We start from the raw sequence: 18,452 nt of genomic DNA on the forward strand, positions 1-18,452 counted from the left end.
ATGGTCCGTTCCGTTCCGATCCTCGGCAGGGTCCTCGCCATCGTCCTCGGCGTCGTCGTGACGCTGTACATGCTCGTGCCGCTCATGGTCGTCGCCGGCGCCTCCGTCGGCGAGAACCGCTTCCTCACGTTCCCCGGCCAGGGCTTCACGCTCGACTGGTACGTCGAGGCGCTCACGTCCGACACCTACCTCGAACCGTTCCGTCTGAGCCTCCTCGTCGGTGTGACGGTCGCCATCGTGGCCGCGGCCATCGGCACGGCGGCCGCTCTCGCCCTCACCCGGTTCAAGGTTCCGGGAGGCGCGGCCATCCAGGCCCTGCTGATGTCGCCGCTGACGATCCCCACGATCATCCTCGCGATCGGCGCCCTGTCCATCGCGTCGCTCACGATCGGCGCCCCCAATGTCGGAGTCCTGATCGCCATCCACGTGGTGATCGCGATCCCCTACGTGATGCGCACCGTCACGGGCGTCATGACCAGGGCCGACCACTTCACGGAGGAGGCGGCGCGCACCCTGGGTGCCAGCACCTGGAACCGCTACCGCCTGGTCGTGCTCCCCATCGCCCGCCCCGGCATCGCCGCCGGCGCGTTCTTCGCCTTCAACATCTCGTTCGACGATGCGGTCATCGCCCTCTTCCTGCGCACCCCGCAGCTCGAGACGTTGCCCATCGCCATCTACGGCCAGCTGGAGTTCAGCACGTCGCCCACCGTGGCGGCCGTCTCGACCCTCATGGTCCTGCTCACCGTCGTCCTCATGATCGTGCTCGAACGCATCATCGGCCTGGGAAGGTTGTTCGTCTGATGACAACACTCACCATCACTGCTCTCACCAAGGACTTCAAGGGGACCCAGGTGCTCAAGGGCATCGACCTCTCGATGCAGTCCGGGGAGTTCGTCTCCCTGCTCGGCCCCTCGGGCTGCGGCAAGACCACGCTGCTCCGCTGCATCGCGGGGCTCGAGTCGCCGAGCGGCGGCACGATCGAGATCGCGGGTCAGGACGTGACCAAGCTCCCGCCCGAGAAGCGCCACCTCGGCATGATGTTCCAGAGCTACGCGCTCTTCCCGCACATGAGCGTGGTCGAGAACGTGCGCTTCGGTCTGCGGATGTCGGGCGAGAAGTCGAAGGCCGAGCAGAAGGAGCTGGCCGTGCGCGCCCTGGAGCGCGTGCAGATGGGCCACCTCGCCGATCGGATGCCGGCACAGCTGTCGGGCGGACAGCAGCAGCGCGTCGCCCTGGCCCGCGCCATCGCGTTCGAGCCCCGCGTGCTCCTGCTCGACGAGCCGCTGTCGAACCTCGACGCGCGGCTGCGTGAGGACATGCAGGTCGAGCTGAAGGAGCTGCACCGCACGCTCGGGCTCACCACGGTGTTCGTGACGCACGACCAGGAGGAGGCGATGAGCCTCTCCGACCGCATCGTCCTCATGAACGGCGGCGTGATCGAGCAGGAGGGTGCACCGGCGGAGCTCTACGGCGCACCGCGCACCCCCTTCGCGGCCGACTTCATCGGCGCGGCCAACCTGCTGCCGGCGACCCGCTCCGGCGCGGTCGCGACGCTCGACGGCACCGCCATCCAGGTGCCGATGACCGGTGCGGGTCCGGACGGCGCCGGAGAGGTCGTGCTCCGTCAGGAAGACCTGCGGCTGTCGCCCGTCGTCGGCGCCGATGCTCCCATGAGCGTCGAGGTCGTCACCCACGTGTACCGCGGCGCCGACATCGTCTATATCGTCGAGCTCGCCGGCAAGCGGATGCGCGTCGTCCGCCCGCGGCACGAGGAGCCGATCCCCGAGGGCACCGCCGGTCTCGGCTGGCGCGACGGCGCGGTGCTCTGGATCGCCGCCGCCTGACACCGCGGTCGTGTCCGGTGCGCGTGTATTGCGCTGGACACGACCACGATGGAACGAAGTGGTGCACATCGCTGCACTCTCGTATGAGATCGCCCTGTGGACAACCGGATCGAAGAAGACCCGGTCGTCTAGACTGGAATCAATCGACCCCCTCCCAAGCCTCTCCACGATGCTCAAATGGGAGGGGCCTTTTCTTTACTGGGGAGTGAAGAGTCATGATCTCGAAGGCGCCTCTGTCTTGGGATCAACAGATCGTGCTTCTCACGACGCGTGAGCTCGCGGCGTCCGACTGGACGGCGGCGCGAGCTTTCCTCAGAGCCGAGAATTACTACAGGTTCTCGGGGTACGCACGATACTTCCAGAGGGCACCGCACCATGGCGATGATCGCTATCAGCCAGGGACCACGTTCGAGGAGATCCGGGCGGTCTACGACGCGGACGAGCAGGTGCGCTCGCAGCTCACCCGTCAGTTGACGCGCGTAGAACTGATGTTGCGCAGCCACACGGCGCATGTCATCGCGAACCTCTGCGGCGCCTACGGTCAGTACCTCCAGAGAGACTTCTACCTCGATATCGGCGGAGAACCGACCGTCGAGTCCTGCATCCGAGACATCGCGCGAAGCAAAGAGCGTCACATCCTTCGCTTCCGAGTCGGGGAGACCGTCGACTCACGATTCGACGAGCTTCCGGTCTGGTCGGCCGTCGAAGCGTGGTCATTCGGAACGCTGTCCAAAGCCATCGAAAGAGGAGCCCGCGGGTCGCTCGCCGGAGCTGTGGCGGCAAGCCTCGGAGTGGCACACGCGGGTTTCGCCAACCGTGTCCGTGCCCTTGTCTACCTGCGCAATCGTTGCGCACATCACAGCCGACTTTGGAACCATTCGGTCATCGATGCCGGTCCTACTCCGAGCAACGTCCGTGCCAAAGCCAAGCGGATCACGGGGCAATTCGAACCTCGCTCCGTCCTCGACGTCGTGAGTTCTCTCGACGACATCGCGATGCGTGGCATGAGCGCGGATCCCGTGCTGCCCGCTCTCTTCTCCGACCACGGCCAGCACCGGGTCTTCTGGCAAGGGCTCCTGAAACCCCTGAACCCCCGGGATCACCGGGAGGAGCTCGTGGGATGACATCCCCGCCCAGAAGCGACGCGGTCATAGGATCGCCTCGTGGCCGATGACGACTCCTCCTCCCCTGCGGTTTCCGACACGTCTCGCCGAGGCTTCTTCAAGATCGGCGGTGCGGCGCTTGCGGGCGCGGTCGTCGGCGGGGCCGGTGGTGCGGCGATCGGAGCGTCCGTCGCGGGAGGTGCGCGCGACGGCTTCGCGGACGCCCCCGATCCGTTCGCCGCTCTCACTCCGCGCAGCGAGCCGGGCTTCGACCACCTCGTCGTCGTGATGGGCGAGAACCGCTCCTTCGACAACCTCCTCGGCTATCTGTACTCCAAGGAGAATCTGCCGGACGGGGAGACGTTCGAGGGACTGGCGTTCGGAAAGCACAGCAACGCGGCCTCCGACGGCACGGTGATCGAGGCGCACGTCTACGAGGGCGACACCGATCGGATCATGAGCCTCCCCGACCCGGATCCCGGGGAGGAGTACCCGCACGTCAACACGCAGATCTTCGGCACGGTGGACCCGAAGACCAACGCCGACCTCTTCGTCGACCAGATGACGGCGCCGTTCAACGCCCCGGCGCACGGCGAGAAGGCCACGATGTCGGGCTTCCTCCAGGACTACATCATCAACTTCCGCCGTCTGCGCAAGGGCACCGACCCGAGCGTCGACGAGGCCAAGCACATCATGGGCTCGTTCTCGCCCGAGATGCTCCCCGTGCTGTCGACGCTCGCCGCCGAGTTCGCGGTGTTCGACCACTGGTACGCCGGTGTCCCGTCGCAGACGTTCTGCAACCGCTCGTTCTTCCATGCGTCCACCTCGCACGGCTTCGTGACGAATCAGGCGGGCGGCGGCTACGACAAGTGGATCGATGCGCCCGCGGCACCGACGGTGTTCAATCGGCTCGAGGACAAGCACGTGAGCTGGAAGGTCTACATCGACAAGCTCCAGCTCGTCTCGTTCACGGGGATGCTGCATGCCGCGGTGCTCGAGAAGTACTGGCGCACCGACCACTTCGGAACCATGGAGGACTTCTACGCCGACGCGAAGAACGGCACCCTCCCGGCGTACGCGTTCATCGAGCCGCGGATGGTCTACGACCACAACGACTTCCATCCCCCGTTCGGCGCACCCCGCGCGAGCGATGTCGCGGGACGAGAGGTGTTCGACAGCGCGATCTCGGATGTGCGCGCCGGGGACCGACTCATCCATGACATCTACGAGGCCGTGCGCACGAGCGCGTCACCTCAGGGGTCGAACGCCGTGAACACCCTCCTGCTCATCACGTTCGACGAGCACGGCGGATGCTACGACCACGTGCCACCGCCCGCGGCGACGAAACCCACCCCGGACACGAAGGCCGGCGAGATGGGCTTCACCTTCGATCGACTCGGATGCCGCGTCCCGGCCATCGCCGTGTCGGCGTACACGAGACGCGGGTCGATCATCCACGACGAGATGCACCACGGCTCCGTCACCGCGACGCTCTCCCGCCTGCACGGCCTGAAGCCGCTCAACGACCGCGACGCCTCGGCGAACACCCTCTACAACGTCGTGAACCTGGATCGTCCACGGCATCCCGCGGACTGGCCGGTCACGACCCCCGCGTACACGCCGCCGAACCCCGAGGACGGGACGCCGCAGCCGAACGAGGAAGATCACCTCAAGCCGCTCACCCCGCCGGCACGCGGCCTGCTCGGACTGCTCCTCGCGCGCTACGGCAAGCCCGGGGAGCGCGACCCCGAGACGTTCGCCGACGCCTACCGGCTGCTGCACGAGCACGGTGAGGAGCTGTTCGGCCCTCCGAAGAGCAGCTGACCGGCCCGCGTCTCAGCGCCGCGAGCGCCGGCGACCGAGGATCAGGAGGGTCGCGCCGAGGACGAGCACGGCCGCACCCCCGGCCGCCCAGGCGAACGTCTCGGGTCCGAGTCCGGTCGTGGGCAGGGAGCCGTTCCCGCCGCCCGTCGAAGGCGTGGGTGTCGGCGTCGGCGTGGGGGTGGGTGTCGGCGTCACGATGACATCGGCGGCGAGGGTGAAGTCCTGCTCCGGAACCGCCTCACCGGCTGCGGTGATCACGACCGTACGGGTCGCGGCGCCGACGACGGAGGTTCCGGTCGGGGGCACGACGGTGAGGGTGTAGGTGCCGGGGGGCAGCGCCCCCAGCCCGTAGCTGCCGTCCGCATCCGAGGTGAGCTGCTGCGGGGCGCCGGGTCCGGTCACTTCGACCACCACGCCGGCGACGGGTGCTCCGTCGTCGTCGCGGACCGTGCCGTCGATCGCGCCGAGACGCGCGAGCTCGAAGTCCACGTCGGCGACGTCGACCGCGTCCACCTGCTCATCGCGGACCACCGGGGTGGTGGCGACGTATCCCGCCGGTGTGCTCATCGTGATCTCGTAGGATCCGGAGACCAGTCCCGGGAAGGTGTAGGCACCGGAGGCGTCGGTGACCCGCGTGAGGGTCACTCCTCCCGGTCCGACCGCCGTCACCGTCACACCGGGCACGCCCGCGCCGTTCGAGCGCACGACGCCGCTCAGATCCGGGTTCTCGGCGAGCTGGAAATCGACGTCCGTGATCGGCACCTCGCTCTCCTCCGGCACGGAGAACGGCGGCGGTTGCACGGCGATCGTGTACCCCGTCGGCGTCGTGATCGTGGCCGTGTGCGTTCCGACCGCCACCTCGTCGAACAGATAGCGACCGTTCGCGTCGGTGGTCGTCGTGTTGCCGTCGATCGTGACGGTCACTCCGGCGATCGGTGCGCCCGTGGTGTCCGTCACCTGGCCGGAGACGGCGACGGGGACGATGTCGCGCACCGTGAAGTCCGCGACGCCGTCGACGGTCGTGAGGTCGACGGCCGCGGTCGTGGCGCCCACCGCGATCTTGCCGTCGGGCGGTTCGACGCGCACCGAGTAGCCGTCCGTCGCCACGAAGCTCGGGAACGAGTAGCTGCCGTCGACGGCCGTCGTCGTGGTCGCGACGACCGTGCCGTTGCCGTCCGTGAGCGACAGCGCGACGCCGGGCAGCGGTCCCGTGGCCTGGTCGGCGACCACTCCCGTGATGTCGCGGGAGATCGAGGCGAACCAGGTCTGGTAGACGGGGAAGCCCGCGCGACGGGTGAAGATGAAGCTCAGCGAGCTGATCGGGGTGGACGGTTCGAACCAGGCCGCGGACCCGCTCGTGTCGGCCGCCGCGGCATTGCCGGTCAGCGTCAGGGTAGCAGCGTCCCACGTGGGGACGTCGTCCACGGCACCGGTACAGGACGGCTTTCCCACCACCGCCGGGGCGCAGTAGTTGAACCGGTCCCTGAGGCCGATCTCGCTCGCGTCGAGCACGTGCCCGTCGGGGGCCACGGCGCGGATGCGCACGCTGTCGGAGTCGATGTCGCCGAGCGCGAAGGCCCATCCGGACGTCGGGGTCGGTGCGGCGAACGAGTAGGTCGTCGTGGACGGGCTCGTCGCGTTGTCCGCCTTGGGTCGCAGGTTCAGGTATCCCTGGTCCCTGCTGGAGCCGTACTTGGCACCGATGGGCGTCCCCGCGGACAGCCACGTCGAGGCACCGGAGATCACGCCCACCTGGCCGGACCGCGAGTCGCTCGTCATCGTCGCGGTGAGCGCGGGCTGAGCCGCGATCTGCACCGTCGTCGTGTACGCACCGCCCGTGCCGGCGAGCGCCTGCCAGCTCGCCCAGGACGTCGTCGTGGCAGCGGCAGCGGGTGTCGTCCCCACCATCACGGCGACGAGGGCGAGGGTTGCGACGAGGATTCCGCTGCGACGCAGGCGCATGCGGTCAGCGTACTGGTATACCGGACGATCGAAAAGTGAATGTTTGCTGCGACTACTCGTCGGAGATCAGCCGCTTGCCCAGCGCGATCGTGTCATCGACCTCGTACCCCAGCCGCCGGTAGAAGTCGACGACCTGCGCGTTGGCGGTGCGGACCTGGAGCGAGACCTTCGGGCAACCGCGCGCGCGGAGCTCCGCCTCGACGTGCGCCACGAGGTCGCGGCCGACCCCCAGCCCCCGCGAATCCGGCTGCGTGGCGAGGAAGTTCATCCAGCCGCGGTGCCCGTCGTATCCGGCCATGACGGAACCGAGGATGCGTCCGGAGTCGTCTTCCGCCACCACGAAGAGCTCGGGCTGCACCGTCGCCTTCCGCGCGATGTCCTTTCGCGGATCGTTCCAGGGTCGGGTGAGTCCTGCCGCCTCCCAGAGAGCGATGACGGGCTCGGTGTCTTCGGGCTGGAACGGACGGATACGCATCCCTCCAGCCTTCCAGATCGCGGGGTCCCGCCCCGTCAGCCCTCGCGTGAGAACGTGACGTGGACCACGCCGGACTCGGCGACCTCCGAGGTCGCCCGGTACCCGTTCTCGAGCCCGCGGAGGTCGTCCCACAGGCGGATGCCGCTGCCGATCAGAATCGGCGTGATGCCGACGTGCAGCTCGTCGACGAGACCCGCGCGCAGGTACTCGCGCACGGTCGTCGCGCCGCCTCCCACGCGCACGTCCTGTCCGCCCGCGGCCTCGACGGCCAGGCGGAGGGCCTCTTCCGGCGACACGGAGAGGAAATGGAAGCTCGTGCCGTTCGCGAACTCGATCGAGGGACGCGGGGTGTGGGTGAGGACGAAGACCGGCGCGTGGAACGGCGGCTCGTCTCCCCACCAGCCGCGCCAGTCCGGGTCGTCCGGGTTGGCGTGGAGTCCGAACATCCCGGCGCCCATGATCTCGGCGCCGATGTTCTCGAAGTAGTGGGCGGCGTACTTCTCGTCCACCCCGGTGGTGCCCGCGCCGCTGGTGTCGTGGAAGACGCGCTCGTGGAAGGTGCGCGTCGCGGTGTATGCGGCCGTGAGGCGCGCCCAGTCCTCGCCGAACGGGTTCTCCGGCGTCTGATCCGTGGTCGTGGCGAAGCCGTCGAGCGAGATGTTGAGATCGACGCGAACACGGGTCATGGGTGCCTCCGGAGACTGCGCGGGATTGCCCCGTCGAGCGACGGGCCGTCCCCAGCGTCCGCGCTCCCTCCGCCCGATGTCAAGAGCGCCGTTCGCCGACCTGCGGATCCCCCGGGCGCAGGAAGGCGTTCGGCGCTCACGACCTCAGACGGGATCGCCCTGGACCGGGCCCTCCGTGTTCGGCTTCCATCCGAGTGCCGGAGCCACGTGCGTGGCGAAGGCCTCCAGGACGTGCAGGTTGTACTCCGGTCCGAGCTGGTTCGGGATCGTGAGCAGGAGGGTGTCGGCGGCCATCACGGCCTCATCCTGCTTCAGCTGCGCGATCAGCACGTCGGGCTCCGCGGCATACGTCTTGCCGAACGTGGAGCGGAACCCGTCGATGATGCCGATCTGGTCGGCGTTCTCCTCGCTGCGCAGCCCGAAGTACGCGCGGTCCATGTCGGACACGAGCGGGAACACGCTGCGGCTGACCGATACCCGCGGCCGACCGGTGTGTCCGGCGGCCTTGTAGGCGGAGCGGAACAGCTCGATCTGCTCGCGCTGCAGCTCGTGGAACGGCTGTCCGGTCGCCTCGGTCACGAGCGTCGAGCTCATCATGTTGAGACCCTTGCGCCCGGTCTCCTCGGCCGTGGCACGAGATCCGGATCCCCACCAGATGTGGTCGCGGAGCGTCGGAGACTGCGGCTCGATCTGCAGGTAGCGACCGGCGCCCACCATCCGCGGATCCCCGGGGGCGATGCCCTCGCCGTCGATCGCACGCAGGAACAGGTCGAACTTCTCGCGCGCCAGCACACTGCCGCGCTCGGTGTCCTCCTCGTCGACGTAGCCGAACGTCTCATAGCCGCGCAGCGCCGTCTCGGGTGACCCACGGCTCACGCCGAGGGCGATGCGGCCGTCGGCGATCAGGTCGAGGGCGGCCGCCTCCTCCGCGAACTGGAAGGGGTTCTCGTACCGCATGTCGATCACACCGGTCCCGACCTCGATGCGCTTCGTGCGCGCGGCCATCGCGGAGAGGAGGGGCATGGGAGATGCCGCCTGGCGGGCCCAGTGGTGCACGCGCACCGAGGCGCCGTTCACACCGATCTCGTCGGCCCCTTCGGCGATCTCGATCGTCTGCTTCAACATGTCGCCCGCCGTGCGGGTCGCCGAACCGGGAACGTCGGCGTAGTGCCCGAACGAGAGGAATCCGAAAGCCTTCATGATCTATTCCAACGCATGGATCGCTTCTCTATTCCTCGGGCACCAGGATGCCGTCCAGCACGAGCGACCGGATGCGGGGCTCGAGCTCCGCCCAGAGGTCGGGCAGGGACACCTCGAAGAGCTCGGCCAGCGCGGCGGCGATCTGCACCACGGTGAGCTCTCCGTCGCAGGCGCCGACGAATCCGGCGAGCGCCGGGTCGACGGCGACCGTGCGGCTGAAGCCCCCGCCCTGTCGCAGCTCGATCACGCTCGGGTCGTCGTTGCCGGGGAGGAGGTGCCGTGCTTCGGTGACGTCGGCCGCCACGACCAGGGTCGCGGGCATCCCTTCTGCGAGGGCATCGTGCGCGACGAGCCCCGTGCCCAGCGCGGCGCCCACGTTCGACACGTGCTGGGCGAGGCGCTCCGTGCGGCGCAGGGGCAGGCCCGATGTCCCTCGGCGCATCAGGACGTAGCCGAAGCCGATCGAGGTGACCGCGCGCGCTGCGAAGTCGTCCAGCCAGGCGGTGAGCAGCGGCGTGAAGGAGGGGTCGCGGGGCGTCGTGCCTCCGTCCCGGATCCACAGTTCCGCGTAGCCGAGGGGCGAGAGCTCCTCGCGTTCGATCACCCAGAGGTCGAGCTCGGCCGGCACCCAGGCTTCCAGTCGTGCGAGCCCGGAGACTCCGGCCCGGGACTCCCAGTTCCCGAGCAGCTGCGCGATGCCGTTCTGCGTGAGGAAGGCCGGCGCGGAGCGGACGAACTGCTCGACCAGGGCATCGCCCACCAGCCCGCCGTCGCGGTACTCGTACGCGGGCACGCCCTCCACCCGCGGCGTGATCACGAACGGCGGGTTGGAGACGATGAGATCGAACGCCTCGCCCGCGACCGGCTCGAACATGCTGCCGTGCCGGAACTCGATGTTCGCCACCCCGTTGAGGCGGGCGTTGAGCTCCGCGAAGGCGAGAGCGCGGGCCGAGATGTCGGTGGCGACGACGGTGCCCGCCCTGCGCGCGACGAGAAGGGCCTGGATGCCGCATCCGGTGCCGAGGTCGAGCGCGCGATCGACCTCGATCGGCACGATGGTCTCGGCGAGCGTGCGGGATGCTCCTCCGACGCCGAGCACGTGATCGGGCGGCAGCGCGCCGTCGAGCGCCACCTCGTCGAGGTCGCTCGCGATCCACCACTCCCCGACGCCGTCCGCGTCGACGAACGACTGCGGGCGCAGCAGGGCCGTGGGCGTCACGGTGTCCGCGTCGGCGATCGCGAGACCGAGCGCGACGAGCCCGTCCACTCCGAGCTGCGGCAGGGCGTCCGCGACGGGTCCGCGTGCTTGCGGCATCCCCAGCACGAGAAGCCGCCCGAGCGTGGCGAGCACACCGTCGTCTCCGGCGATCGCACGCAGCATCGGCTCCCGCATCCCGCGGGCGAGGGCATCGTCCGCCTCCTCGCCCCACAGCCGCCGGAGGGGCTCGGAGCGGAGGTCCGCCGCGTCGAGGTCGGCGGCGAGAGCGGCACTGCGGAGCGGGTCGGGGACGGGTGCGGGGGCGACGGACACGGCCGTCACTCTACGCGTCTTCAGGGTTCTCCTGCCCCGGGCCTCCTAGAATCGCTAGGTCAGTACTCACGAGCAGCCTCCTTTCCGGGCGTTCGAGGAAGACCTTCATGACCGCGACCACCCCCGATACCGGCCTCCGTGCGCGCCTGCGACGGCTCGCAGGCAGGACCGCGGTTTTCGCGATCGTCCTGGGCGGCTGCGCCCTCGCCGCTCCGGGCTCGGCGTTCGCGGCGGATCAGTCCTCGTCCGACGACGAGCAGAGCGTGGAACTCCACGTGTCGGCGGGTCTCCGCGGCATCGTCACCCCCGGGTCGTCGACCACGGCTGTGCTCACGGTGGAGAACGACACGGAGTCGCCTCTGTCCGGCGGTCAGGTCCAGGTCGAGCTCAACCGCACGCCGTTGACGGACGATGAGGCGCTGTCGGCCTGGCTCGACGACGGTGAGGCAGCGGGCAGGTTCGCGGCGATCGGCGCCGATGAGACCGACGCGATCCAGGCCGGGGAGTCGGCGACGATCACGGTCTTCGTGTCGGAGAACACGCTCGGCACTCTCTCCCCCGGCGTGTACCCGCTGCGCGCCGAGCTCACGGGCACGACGGTCGGCGGTGCCGACGACAGCGAGGATGCCGGGACCGCGACGGCGACGAGCGTCCTCGTCGTGCCCCGCACCGGGACGGCGCAGATCGGGGTTCTCGTCCCGATCACCGCGACCCCCGAGGGCGGATCGCTGCTCACGGCCGACGAGCTCAACACGCTCACGGGGCCGGAAGGGGCGCTGACCGCGCAGCTCGACGGCGTCGCGGGGACCACCGCGGTGCTCGCCATCGACCCGTCCATCCCCGCCGCGATCCGCGTGCTCGGCACCTCCGCTCCGGAGAGCGCCAAGCAGTGGCTCTCTCGCCTCGACGACCTCCCGAACACCCGGTTCGCCCTGCAGTTCGGTGATGCGGATGCCGCGGCACAGGCCCAGGCGGGTCTGCCCGAGCTCCTCCAGCCGACGACGTTCGCCCCGTTCCTCAACGCCGCGAACTTCCCGCAGACACCGGCCACGGTCCCGCCGACCGGTGCCGCCGACGCGACGCCGGGTCCGACGCCGGAGCCCACCGATTCGCCGGCCCTCCCCGACGATGAGGAGCTCACGGCGATCGACGGCGCCCTGCCGAACGTCCTCTGGCCCGACGACAGTCTCACGCAGAAGGATCTCGTCGCCTTCGCGGGATACCTCGGAGAGGACACGACCACGATCGTCTCCTCGTCCTCCGTCGGTGGGAAGAGCGCCGCGCACGCCAAGGCCGGCGGTCACGATCTCCTCGTCACCGACGCCCCGTCCTCCGCGACCCTGTCGGATGTCGCCGCCGAGACCAACACTCTCGATCGCCAGCGACTCCTCGCCGCTGCCGCCGGCCGTCTCTCGCTGGCGCAGTCGCGGACGCCGGGCGCCCCGCTGCTGATCGGCCTCGATCGCGACGAGAGTCGGTCGGCCGATGCGCTGCGCGATGCCATCGCCGCGGCCGACACCGTCGGGTTCGAGCTCTCGTCACTCCGCGCGAAGCCGACGGTAAGCGCGACCGTCGTCGACGATGCCGATCCCGCCCGCGCGGCCGCCGTGAAGAGCCTCCTCGCCGATGAGACGTCGCTCACCTCCTTCTCCTCGATCCTCGCCGACCCCCAGGTGCTGCTGAGTCCCGAGCGGATCAAGATCCTGCGCACGATGGCCGTGGGCACCTCGCCGACCGCGTTCGCCGAGAACCTCCAGGCGCACCGCTCGCAGACCACCGCGACCCTTGCCGCCGTCAGCATCCCCCCGTCCAGCACCATCCAGCTGCTCACGGCCAACGCCGACCTGCCGATCGCGGTGCGCAATGACCTGCCGTGGCCGGTCAAGGTCCGGCTCTTCGTCTCGCCCACCGATGCGCGACTCGACGTCAAGCCCATGAACGAGACCGACGTGCAGGCGAACTCGACCACCCGCGTCAAGGTGCCCGTCTCGGCGCGCGTGGGCAGTGGCGAGGTCGATCTCCGGCTCAGCCTGTACAGCCCCACGGGCGTGCAGATCCAGGGCACCGAATCCATCCGGGTGGCTGTCCGGGCCGAGTGGGAGACCATCGGGCTCGCCATCTTCGGCGGCATCACGGTCGTGCTGATCGCGCTCGGCGTCATCCGCACCGTCCGTCGGAAGCGTCGCGAAGCCGCCGAGGAATCCGCCGTCGAGGCGCAGATCGAAGCATTGGAAGAGGACGCCGTGGAAGATCGACCGGGGGCCACCGCGACCGAAGACAAGCATGAGTAGTCTCGGTCGCGCCAGCGCCATCATCGGCGCCGGCACCATGGTGTCGCGCGTCACGGGACTGTTGCGCAGCATCGTGCTGGTCGGAGTGATCGGGTCGTACAAGTCGGGTCCGGCCGACGCCTTCACGTACGCGAATCAACTGCCCAACAGCGTCTTCTCGCTGATCTCGGTGGGCATCCTGACCGCCGTCATCGTGCCGCAGATCGTGAAGGCGACCGCGGATGCGGATGGCGGCAACGCCTTCATCTCGAAGCTCTTCACGCTCGGGACCGTGGTGCTGGTCGTGATCACAGGAATCGCGACGGCGGCAGCCCCCTGGCTGGTCCACCTGGTCGCGGGCAAGGCGAGCGCCGACATCATGGCCCTCGCCACGGCGCTCGCCTACTGGTGTCTGCCCCAGATCCTGCTCTACGGGCTCTACGCGCTGCTCGGCGAGGCACTGAACGCCCGACGCATCTTCGGCCCATTCACCTGGGCCCCCGTCGTCAACAACGTCGTCTCGATCATCGGCTTCCTCATCCTGGGCGCCGTGTTCGCTCCCGTCTCGACGGACGCGGCGTACTGGACGCCCGCGATGATCAACACCCTCGGAGGCACCGCGACGCTGGGCATCGCCCTGCAGGCCGTGGTGCTGCTCGTGTTCTGGCGTCGCACGGGTCTTGCCCTCAAGCCCGACTTCCGCTGGCGGGGCGTGGGTCTCGGTACCGTCGGACGTCTCGCCGGGTGGACGTTCCTCATGGCGTTCGCGAGTCTCGCCGCCGGATTCCTGCAGGGATTCATCGTCAGCGAGGCGGCGGGAGCGGGAGCCTCCGCGACCGTCACCGCGAACGCGTGGTTGATCTTCATGCTCCCCTATTCGGTGATCGTGCTGTCGATCGGAACGCCCTACTTCACCCAGATCAGCGAGCATGCCGCGGCCGGACGCGACGGCGAGGTACGCGCGGACATCGCGCGCAGCATCCGCACGCTCCTCTTCTTCATCGTCGCCGCCACTGCCGCCGTCGCCGCTGCCGCCGTGCCGGCATCGCGCGTCTTCACGAAGGATGCGGTGGGCGTCACAGCCGAGAGCGCTGCACAGTCCGCGGCTCTCGTCCTGCTCTGCTACCTCGTGAGCCTGATCCCGCTCACCATCCTGTTCATCGTCCAGCGCACCTTCTACGCCTACGACGACACCCGCACGCCGTTCTGGTTCACGATCTTCCAGTGCGTCCTGATCGTCCTCACCACGCTGGCCGCGTGGGCGCTGTACGAAGCCGACGTGATCCCCCTCACCTCGCTCGCCGCCGCGGTGGCACTCGGGCAGTCGATCGCGAGCGTCCTGCAGACGTTGGTGGCCACCTGGCTGCTGCACCGCAAGATCGGCGGGCTGCAGGTCGGATCCTGGATGGCCGCCGTCGGTCGCTTCGCCGTCGCCGGGGTGCCCGCAGGCCTCGCCGGGTGGGGCACTCTCGTGCTCGCCGGCGGTGCTGAGGGCTGGATGGTCTCGAGTCCCGTTCTCGGCGCTGTCGGCACCGCGATCATCGGCCTCGTCGTCGTGGTCGTCTACGTCGCGATCCTGGCCCTCATGCGCGCACCCGAGCTCAAGGCCGCCGGCGCGCTCGTGCGCCGTTTCCTCCCCGGTCGCTGATCGCGCACGGAGGCGTCTCCCAGCCCGGTGGCGCACACTGCTGAGGGAATGCCCCGCGGTTACCATGGGTTGAAGCAGTCGAAGGTCATTCGACCGCAGTTTCTACGACGGAGAGCACATGCGTCAGGTCATCATCATCGGTTCCGGCCCCGCCGGATTCACGGCTGCCATCTACGCGGCCCGAGCGAACCTCAAGCCGCTGCTCATCGCGAGCTCGGTCGAGGTCGGTGGCGAGCTGATGAACACCACCGAGGTCGAGAACTACCCGGGCTTCCCGGAGGGCATCCAGGGTCCGGAGCTCATGGCCAAGTTCCAGGAGCAGGCGGAGAAGTTCGGCACGGAGGTCGTCTACGACGACGTCACCGAGCTCCAGCTCGACGGACCGGTCAAGAAGGTCATCCTCGGCAGCGGTGCGGAGCACGAGACCCAGTCCCTCATCTACGCGACCGGCTCGGCATACCGCAAGCTCGGCATCGAGGGCGAAGAGCGCCTCTCCGGCTACGGCGTCTCCTGGTGCGCGACCTGCGACGGGTTCTTCTTCCGCGAGAAGACGATCGCGGTCGTCGGCGGCGGCGACTCGGCGATGGAAGAGGCCACGTTCCTCACCCGTTTCGCTGAGAAGGTCTACGTGATCCACCGCAAGGACACGCTGCGCGCCTCGAAGATCATGCAGGAGCGTGCGTTCGCGAACGAGAAGATCGAGTTCGTGTGGAACAGCGAGGTCGCCGAGGTGCTCGGTGGCGACTCTGTGACCGGTGTGCAGCTGCGCTCCACGGTCGACGGCACCCTCAGCGACCTCCCGCTCGACGGCCTGTTCATCGCGATCGGCAACGACCCGCGCACGCACCTCGTGCACGACAAGCTCGAGCTCACCGCCGAGGGCACCATCTGGGTCGACGGCCGTTCGTCGAAGACCTCGGTCCCCGGTGTGTTCGCCGCCGGCGACGTGATCGACCCGACCTACCGTCAGGCCATCACGGCGGCCGGCACCGGCACGATCGCCGCCCTCGACGCGGAGCACTTCCTCGCGGATTTTGAGGACGCTTCCGTGGAGGTCCCGGCTGCGGAGGCCGCCGAGGTCCTCACCGCCACGGCGTAGATCGGGAACACTTTCCCCTCGTCCGCTGTTGTAGCAGGCGAACCTCGAATCAAGGAGAACTCTGATGAGTGCAAAGGCTACGAGCCAGGCGACCTGGGAGCAGGACGTTCTGCAGGCCGACGGTCCCGTGCTGGTGGACTTCTGGGCCGAGTGGTGTGGTCCGTGTCGTATGGTCGCGCCGGTGCTGGATGAGATCCAGGCCGACAACCCCGACAAGATCACGATCCTCAAGCTGAACGTGGACGAGAACCCCGAGCTGGCGATGAAGTACCAGATCACGTCGATCCCGGCGATGAAGGTCTTCCACGGCGGCGAGGTCAAGACGACCATCATCGGCGCCAAGCCGAAGTTCGCGCTCGAGAAGGACCTCGCCGCTTTCATCGGCTGATCCTCTGACGCGAAAGGGCCGTACCTCCCGGGGAGGTGCGGCCCTTTCTTCGTCTCCGCCCTACGTTGCGGGCGCGACGCTTCTCGCCTCAGTCCTTGTCGGACACCGAAACGGATGGCAGTCCACGAGCCGCGCGAGCACGGTCGGTGATGATCTGAATCACTGCCGTCTTCCCGGCGTTGTACGAGTCGTCTCCCAGACGCGCGGCAGCGAGGGCGGCATGCTTCGCGCGTTCGTAGAGCTCGACGTCCTCCGGATGCTGCAACAGCCAATCCCGAAGTACCCGTTGGTTCACCTCAGCCCACTCAGCCTCCTCGAAGAAGTGGGCGATTCGCGTGCGCACGCCGTCCTCCTCGAAAACCATCACCCTGTGGCTTCGAACTCCGCTTCCGAGTCTCCACCCCACGGCTTCCAGACCGGTCTTCTGCTGCTCGAAGTCGTCCTCACCCGCGATCCGCACGGCGACGTCGATGATCGGTTTCGCACTCATCCCCGCGATCGCCGTGGATCCGATGTGCTCGACGACCCAGTTCGGATTCCCGCACTCCCGAAGCTCTGCCGCGACGCTCTCGAAGGCCGCCGCCCAGGTCGGGTCGTGGGGAACGAGCGCGAGTTCCACGTCAGGAGGCGTCGGCGACGCTCGGATCCCAGCGGCGGTGGCGCTGTTTCTCGTCCAGGAGCCCCCAGACGGCCGAGGTGAGCTCCGGGTACTCTAGGGCGATCTGACGCAGCACACGGTAGTGCCGGGCGGCGTTGGGACGCACTCCGTCGTTGGCGTTGATGTTGTCGGCGCGCAGGAGGTACACGACGAGCTCGTCGACGCTCGGAAGCTCCTCCATGAACTCCCAGGGGTCCTCCCCGCCGAGGAGTCTCTCCTGGATGAGCACCGCGAGTTCGTCGGCGGCCTCGGCGCGCAGCACTTCCAGGCTGGCGCGACGCTGAACGGACTCGGTCATGCATCAAGCCTACGTCGGCTGCGGCCCCCTCCGTCGCTCCACCTTCATGTTCTCGGTCATCTCCTCGAGCTCCTTGCCCTTGGTCTCCGGCACCTTGAAGAAGACGAAGAAGAACGACAGGAGGGCGAAGAACGCGTAGAAGCCGTACGCGAAGGTGAGCCCGATCTCGGCGAAAGCCGGGAACGTCGTCGAGATGAAGAAGTTGGCGACCCACTGCGCGGCCGCGGCCACGGCGAGAGCGCCGGCCCGGATCGAGTTCGGGAAGATCTCACCGAGGAGCACCCAGACCAGCGGACCCCAGCTCGCGCCGAAGAACACCACGAACCCGTTGGCGCAGATCAGTGCCACGGTGGCCCAGGGGTCCGGGAGCGTGGCCGTCCCCTGCGCGTCGAGCGTCCCGAACGAGAAGGCGAGCGCCATCAGTCCTAGTGTCACGGTCATTCCGACCGAGCCCACCAGCAGCATGATCCGGCGTCCGATCTTGTCGACGAGCAGGATCGCGACGATGGTCACCACGATGTTCGTCACCGACGTGATCACGGAGGTGAGGAGCGCACTGGATTCATCGAATCCGACGGACTGCCACAGCGTCGTCGAGTAGTAGAAGATCACGTTGATGCCGACGAACTGCTGGAACACCGAGAGCAGGATGCCGATCCAGACGATCGGTTTCAGGCCGAGTCGGTTGCCACGCAGATCACGCAGCGACTCGGAGCGCTCCGTGTTGATCGTGCCGGTGATCTCGTCGATCTTCCCCTGGACGTCGACGGTGCCGGTGACGGTCTCGAGCACCTCGGCCGCACGTTTCAGCTCGCCCTTGCGCACCAGATATCGTGGCGACTCCGGAAGGCGCAGTGACATGAGGCCGTAGACCAGCGCGGGGATCGCGGCCACCATGAACATCCAGCGCCAGGCCGTGAGCCCCCACAGCGGCTGGTCCGCCTCCCCCGCGATGCCGGCCAGCAGCGCGTCGGACAGCAGAGCGGCGAAGATACCGGTGACGATGGCGAGCTGTTGGAGGGAACCGAGTCGTCCACGGATCGCCGCCGGTGAGACCTCGGCGATGTACGCGGGGGCGATGACGGATGCCGCGCCGACGCCGAGTCCGCCGATCACACGCCAGATGATCAAGTCCACCACGCTGAAAGCGAGGCCGGATCCGATCGCGGAGACGAAGAACATCGCGGCCGCGACGACCATAACGGGGATGCGTCCGTACTTGTTCGAGACCGGTCCGGCGAACCACGCACCCACCGCACAGCCGATGAGAGCGGACGAGACGGCGAAGCCCTTCAGCCCGGTGCCGAGGTCGAATCCGGAGACGTCTCCGGCCAGGGCGTCGACAGCGCCGTTGATCACGGCGGTATCGAAGCCGAAGAGGAAGCCACCCAATGCGGCGGCGATACTCACCGCGATCACGCGGCGTCGGATACCTGCGGCATCCACTGGTTTGGACATGACATCCC

General features: G+C 68.4%; 16 protein-coding genes. 8 read left to right on the plus strand and 8 right to left on the minus strand.

The genetic code is table 11. The features are described from left to right. The 4 genes from AC07VM_RS07195 (at position 1) to AC07VM_RS07210 (ending at position 4,771) form a co-directional block, all read left to right on the plus strand. Positions 1 to 801 (plus strand): ABC transporter permease, encoded by an 801-nt coding sequence (locus tag AC07VM_RS07195; protein WP_267416545.1) that lies wholly within the window; start codon positions 1 to 3, stop codon positions 799 to 801. Next, positions 801 to 1,844: an ABC transporter ATP-binding protein gene (locus AC07VM_RS07200; RefSeq protein ID WP_494910523.1), complete on the plus strand. Its 1,044-nt coding sequence runs from the start codon at positions 801 to 803 to the stop codon at positions 1,842 to 1,844. The genes AC07VM_RS07195 and AC07VM_RS07200 overlap by 1 nt, the downstream gene beginning before the upstream one ends. A 215-nt stretch (positions 1,845 to 2,059) precedes the next feature. Then, complete coding sequence (locus AC07VM_RS07205; protein ID WP_494910524.1) at positions 2,060 to 2,968, plus strand: Abi family protein; 909 nt, start codon at positions 2,060 to 2,062, stop codon at positions 2,966 to 2,968. 39 nt (positions 2,969 to 3,007) lie between these two features. Then, positions 3,008 to 4,771: an alkaline phosphatase family protein gene (locus AC07VM_RS07210; RefSeq protein WP_494910525.1), complete on the plus strand. Its 1,764-nt coding sequence runs from the start codon at positions 3,008 to 3,010 to the stop codon at positions 4,769 to 4,771. A 12-nt stretch (positions 4,772 to 4,783) separates the two neighbouring features. Here AC07VM_RS07210 and AC07VM_RS07215 read toward each other — a convergent pair whose 3' ends face one another. The 5 genes from AC07VM_RS07215 to AC07VM_RS07235 all read right to left on the minus strand — a co-directional run bounded on the left by AC07VM_RS07215 (position 4,784) and on the right by AC07VM_RS07235 (position 10,634). Further along, entirely contained in the window at positions 4,784 to 6,733 is a 1,950-nt protein-coding gene (locus tag AC07VM_RS07215) for an MSCRAMM family protein (protein WP_494910526.1), read from the minus strand. A gap of 52 nt (positions 6,734 to 6,785) precedes the next feature. After that, positions 6,786 to 7,208 carry a GNAT family acetyltransferase gene (locus AC07VM_RS07220; RefSeq protein ID WP_267416549.1) on the minus strand — a complete coding sequence of 141 codons (423 nt, stop codon included), beginning with the start codon at positions 7,206 to 7,208 and terminating at the stop codon, positions 6,786 to 6,788. A gap of 35 nt (positions 7,209 to 7,243) precedes the next feature. Further along, the gene (locus AC07VM_RS07225; protein WP_494910527.1) at positions 7,244 to 7,894 is read right to left on the minus strand and encodes a dihydrofolate reductase family protein; all 651 of its coding nucleotides are present in this window, start codon (positions 7,892 to 7,894) and stop codon (positions 7,244 to 7,246) included. A 144-nt stretch (positions 7,895 to 8,038) separates the two neighbouring features. Next, the gene (locus AC07VM_RS07230) at positions 8,039 to 9,094 is read right to left on the minus strand and encodes an LLM class flavin-dependent oxidoreductase (protein ID WP_267416551.1); all 1,056 of its coding nucleotides are present in this window, start codon (positions 9,092 to 9,094) and stop codon (positions 8,039 to 8,041) included. A gap of 28 nt (positions 9,095 to 9,122) precedes the next feature. Then, entirely contained in the window at positions 9,123 to 10,634 is a 1,512-nt protein-coding gene (locus tag AC07VM_RS07235; RefSeq protein ID WP_494910528.1) for a class I SAM-dependent methyltransferase, read from the minus strand. 98 nt (positions 10,635 to 10,732) lie between these two features. Between AC07VM_RS07235 and AC07VM_RS07240 the strand changes: the two genes are divergently transcribed. The 4 genes from AC07VM_RS07240 to trxA all read left to right on the plus strand — a co-directional run bounded on the left by AC07VM_RS07240 (position 10,733) and on the right by trxA (position 16,030). Next, positions 10,733 to 12,916 (plus strand): DUF6049 family protein, encoded by a 2,184-nt coding sequence (locus AC07VM_RS07240; RefSeq protein ID WP_494910529.1) that lies wholly within the window; start codon positions 10,733 to 10,735, stop codon positions 12,914 to 12,916. Then, positions 12,909 to 14,543 (plus strand): murein biosynthesis integral membrane protein MurJ, encoded by a 1,635-nt coding sequence (murJ, locus tag AC07VM_RS07245; RefSeq protein WP_494910530.1) that lies wholly within the window; start codon positions 12,909 to 12,911, stop codon positions 14,541 to 14,543. The genes AC07VM_RS07240 and murJ overlap by 8 nt, the downstream gene beginning before the upstream one ends. Positions 14,544 to 14,661: 118 nt before the next feature. Next, a complete protein-coding gene (trxB, locus tag AC07VM_RS07250; protein ID WP_267416555.1) occupies positions 14,662 to 15,642 on the plus strand; it encodes a thioredoxin-disulfide reductase in 981 nt (326 codons plus the stop codon). A 64-nt stretch (positions 15,643 to 15,706) separates the two neighbouring features. After that, on the plus strand, positions 15,707 to 16,030 hold the full coding sequence (gene trxA / locus AC07VM_RS07255; protein ID WP_021201395.1) for a thioredoxin: 324 nt from the start codon (positions 15,707 to 15,709) through the stop codon (positions 16,028 to 16,030). A gap of 88 nt (positions 16,031 to 16,118) precedes the next feature. Here the strand turns inward: trxA and AC07VM_RS07260 are convergent, their stop codons facing one another. The 3 genes from AC07VM_RS07260 to AC07VM_RS07270 are packed head-to-tail and all read right to left on the minus strand — an operon-like array spanning position 16,119 to position 18,444. Next, positions 16,119 to 16,649, minus strand: coding sequence for a GrpB family protein (locus tag AC07VM_RS07260; RefSeq protein WP_494910531.1), 531 nt, complete (start codon positions 16,647 to 16,649; stop codon positions 16,119 to 16,121). A 1-nt stretch (position 16,650) separates the two neighbouring features. Continuing rightward, positions 16,651 to 16,986: a hypothetical protein gene (locus tag AC07VM_RS07265; RefSeq protein WP_017829903.1), complete on the minus strand. Its 336-nt coding sequence runs from the start codon at positions 16,984 to 16,986 to the stop codon at positions 16,651 to 16,653. A 9-nt stretch (positions 16,987 to 16,995) separates the two neighbouring features. Beyond that, positions 16,996 to 18,444, minus strand: a complete 1,449-nt coding sequence (locus tag AC07VM_RS07270; protein WP_494910532.1) for a sugar porter family MFS transporter — start codon at positions 18,442 to 18,444, stop codon at positions 16,996 to 16,998. Between the last annotated feature and the right edge of the window lie 8 nt (positions 18,445 to 18,452).

Source organism: Microbacterium sp. GW821-FHT01D02 (assembly GCF_059422585.1).